General features: G+C 57.9%; 2 protein-coding genes. One reads left to right on the forward strand and one right to left on the reverse strand.

Annotated features, from left to right (window positions below):
- The first annotated feature begins 156 nt into the window (after positions 1-156).
- A complete protein-coding gene (ruvA, locus tag HMPREF2954_RS07680; protein ID WP_045074972.1) occupies positions 157-741 on the forward strand; it encodes a Holliday junction branch migration protein RuvA in 585 nt (194 codons plus the stop codon).
- Between the two features lie 482 nt (positions 742-1223).
- Here ruvA and mutS read toward each other — a convergent pair whose 3' ends face one another.
- Complete coding sequence (gene mutS, locus HMPREF2954_RS07685) at positions 1224-3848, reverse strand: DNA mismatch repair protein MutS (protein WP_045074975.1); 2625 nt, start codon at positions 3846-3848, stop codon at positions 1224-1226.
- Positions 3849-4081 lie beyond the last annotated feature (233 nt).

The following is a 4081-nucleotide window of genomic DNA, read 5'->3' on the forward strand; positions in this document are numbered from 1 at the left end:
AAACCAAGATTCAGGTTTCAGACGACCTTTGCCGCAAAGCAGTTTGGCCGATACGTCCTTGAGAAACTGCTACAATCACGGTCGTCTGAAACCCTGTTGCCAGTCGGCATCTAGGTTTCAGACGACCTTTTTACCCAACTCCCTAACGGAATCCCCATGATCAGCAGACTGACCGGCAGGCTCATCGAGAAAAACCCGCCGCAAATCGTCATCGACGTCAACGGCGTCGGCTACGAAGCCGACGTATCCATGCAGACTTTCTACAACCTGCCCGCCTTGGGCGAAACCGTGCAGCTTTACACCCAGCTTGTCGTCCGTGAAGACGCGCATTTATTGTTCGGTTTTGCGACTGCCGACGAACGGGCGACGTTCCGCCAATTGGTCAAAGTCAGCGGCATCGGTGCGAAAACCGCGCTGGGCATACTCTCCGCCATGTCCGCCGATGAGCTTGCCCGCGCGGTTGCCGACGAAGACATCAAACGCCTATCCTCCGCCCCGGGCATCGGCAAAAAGACCGCCGAACGCATGGTTTTGGAACTGCGCGGCAAACTGGTTTCCCATACTGCTGCCGACGGGCTTTTCACCGCCGCGCCTGCTGCCGACGAAACGGACGACATCGTCAACACCCTGATTGCGTTGGGTTACAACGAACGCGAAGCAAAAGCCGCCATCAAAGGCATCCCCAAAGGCACGGAAGTCGGCGAAGGCGTGCGCTTGGCTTTGAAAAACCTGTTGAAATAGCTCGTCTGAAAACTTTGAGATCAAGGTTTTTAGAGAAACTCGTTCATACTCGTTTTCAGACGACCTTTTATTCAATTAACGCGGGTTTGGGATAACTCAAGTAGCGTGGGCTTTGCCCACGAAATCTGCCGTCTAACCATCCATTGTTGGACAACAATCTAATTTGTTTTCCTTTCGTGGGCAAAGCCCACGCTACGGGTGACTGTAAGGCAGCTTGTTCCTTCCCCCATCCGGCAGGGGAAGGTTAGGATGGGGGTGGCTTTGTGGGTTTAGGTAAAATCGGATTCGTTTAGTCCATAAAGCCACCCTCTCCCCGGCCCTCTCCCGCTGGACGGGAGAGGGGGCAGGTTGTTGAATCGGGAACTGTGTCTGTTATTTATTTAGTGGGCAAAGCCCACGCTACGGGAGAGGGGCAGGTTCGGGTACAAATTAAGGTCGTCTGAAATTTTTCAGACGACCTTGTTTTATATAAACCAACGCGTTTATTCCCCGCCTTCGGCAATCTGCTTGAGGCGGTACAGTGCATCCAAGGCTTCGCGTGGGGTGAGGTCGTCGGGGCGGATTTGGTTTAGGGCTTCGGCGAGTGCGTGGTGGGCAGGGTTGTTTTCTTGGCTTGCGGCGGTTTGGGGGGCGATGTCCGCCGTTTCGTTGGGGCTAAACCCGCTGTATTCGTTTTCAGACGACAGGGTGCTGAAGATGTCCAACTGCGGGCGGACGGCGGCGGCTTGGGCTTCGAGCTCGTCCAGATGTTTTTGGGCGGCTTTGAGGGCGCGGTTGGGCAGGCCGGCGAGTTTGGCGACGGCGATGCCGTAGCTTTTGCTGGCGGGGCCGGGTTCGATGTGGTGGAGGAAGACGATGTCTTGTCCTTGTTCGAGTGCGGAGAGGTGCATGTTGACTGCCGTTGCGTGGGCTTCGGGCAGTTTGGTCAGTTCGAAATAGTGGGTGGCGAAGAGGCTGAAGGATTTGTTTTTTTGCAGCAGGTGTTCGGCGATGGCGTGCGCGAGGGCGAGGCCGTCGAAGGTGGAGGTGCCGCGTCCGACTTCGTCCATGAGGACGAGGGATTGGTCGGTGGCGTGGTGGAGGATGTAGGCGGTTTCGCTCATTTCAACCATGAAGGTGGAGCGGTTGGAGGCGAGGTCGTCGGAGGCGCCGATGCGGGTGAAGATTTGGTCGATGGGTCCGATTTGGGCGGCATCGGCGGGGACGAAGCTGCCGGTGTGCGCCATGAGGACGATGTGGGCGACTTGGCGCATGTAGGTGGATTTGCCGCCCATGTTGGGGCCGGTCAGGAGCATGAGGCGGTGTTTGTGGTCGAGGCGGGTGTGGTTGGCGGTGAAGTGGCGCACTTGCTGCTCGACGACGGGATGGCGGCCGTTTTCGATATGGATGACGGGGTAGTCGGCGAACTCGGGGCAGACGAAGCCGCGTTCGGCGGCGGTGGCGGCGAAGGTGGAGAGTACGTCGAGGGCGGCGGCGGCTTTGGCGGCTTTTTGAAGCTGGGGAAGGGTCGTCTGAATGTCTTTGAGGAGGGCTTCAAACAGGCGTTTTTCCAATGCCAATGCCTGCTCTTGCGCGGTCAGGACTTTGTCTTCGAAGGTTTTGAGTTCGGGGGTGATGAAGCGTTCGGCGTTTTTCAGGGTCTGGCGGCGTTGGTAGTCGGCGGGGGCTTGCTCGGCCTGGACTTTGGATAACTCGATGTAGAAGCCGTGGACGCGGTTGAACTCGACTTTGAGGGTGGAAAGGCCGGTGCGTTCGCGTTCGCGCGCTTCGAGGTCGAGCAGGAATTCGTCGCCGTGATTTTGGATGTGGCGCAACTCGTCGAGTTCTGCCGAATAGCCTTGGTTGATGACGCCGCCATCTTTGAGCCAGACGGCGGGTTCGGGCATCACGGCGGCTTTGAGGGTTTCGGCGACGGGCAGGGTTTCGGGAAAAACGGCTTTGAGGGTTTCTAAGAGACTGCTGCCCTCGGCGGACAATTCGATTTCGGACAGGGCAAACAGGCTGTCGCGCAAGGCGGCGAGGTCGCGCGGGCGGGCGTTGCCGACGGCGATGCGGGCGGCGATGCGTTCGATGTCCGCGATGTTTTTCAGACGGCCTTGCAGGGTTTCGTATTGCGAACCCAGCGCGGCAACGGCTTCTTGGCGGGCGCGGATGTGGGCGCGGCTGCGTAAGGGGTGGTGCAGCCAGAGTGCCAAGAGGCGGCTGCCCATGTGGGTGGCGCAGCCGTCGAGTATGGAAAACAGGGTCGGCGATTTTTTGCCGGAGAGGGTTTGCGTGATTTCGAGATTGCGGCGCGTGGCGGCGTCCATGCCGATATATTGGCTGTCGGTTTCGAGCGAAATGCCGTCTAAGTGTTGCGGCATCAGGTTTTGCGTCAGGCGGATGTAGTTCAACAGCGCGCCCGCCGCACCGACGGCGGCTTCGTGTTCTTTGCCGTCCAAACCGAAGCCGTGCAGGTCTTGACAGCCGAAGTATTCGGTCAATAATTTCGCGCCCGCGTCGGCGGCAAACTGCCATGAATTCAGGCGCGTGATGTTGGCGGAGGTCGTCTGAAAACCATCAGGCAGGCTTTTGCCTTCGGGCAACAGGATTTCCGCCGCCTGCAAACGCGCCAGCTCGTCGGCGAGCTTGTCCGCCGTCGTCAGCTTGGTTTTGAATTCGCCGCTTTGCAAAGATGCCCACGCGATGGCGATGTGTTTTTTATCCGCGTTCACCGCCGCGATGCGGTTGGTTTCCTTGTCTTCCAAAAACGCCGCGTCGGTCAGCGTGCCGGGCGTCACGATGCGCACGACTTTGCGCTCCACCGGCCCTTTGCCCGCGCCGACTTCACCCACCTGCTCGCACACCGCCACGCTTTTGCCCATCTTCACCAGCCGCGCCAGATACTGCTCCGCCGCGTGAAACGGCACGCCCGCCATCTTAATCGGCACACCGTCCATCTGCCCGCGCGTGGTCAGGGTGATGTCCAACAACTTCGCCGCCTCCACCGCATCATCCAAAAACAGCTCGTAAAAATCACCCATGCGGTAAAACACCAGCTTGTCGGCGTGCTGCGATTTGATGTCGAGATACTGCTGCATCATCGGGGAAACGGCGGATTTGCTCATAGGAATGCCTTGCAAAACGGAAAAGCCTTATTGTAGCAAAAGGTCGTCTGAAACCCTAAAACAAGGTTTCAGACGACCTTTTGCTACCTTCGTTACATCAGGATAAAACCATCCCGCGCGATTGGGATTGCGCCAACTGCCTTTGTTGCGTTTCATATTCAAACTGTTGTTCCGTTTGCTGGATTTGATTCAGGCTTTTTGCTGTCGGGGTAACGGCTGCCTTATCCATATTG

Source organism: Neisseria sp. HMSC067H09 (assembly GCF_001814135.1).
Lineage (GTDB): Bacteria > Pseudomonadota > Gammaproteobacteria > Burkholderiales > Neisseriaceae > Neisseria.

Bases quoted from the DNA above. Each gene is read 5' to 3' on its own strand.
- ruvA (WP_045074972.1), top strand. From the start codon at position 157: ATGATCAGCAGACTGACCGGCAGGCTCATCGAGAAAAACCCGCCGCAA.
- mutS (WP_045074975.1), bottom strand. From the start codon at position 3,848: ATGAGCAAATCCGCCGTTTCCCCGATGATGCAGCAGTATCTCGACATC.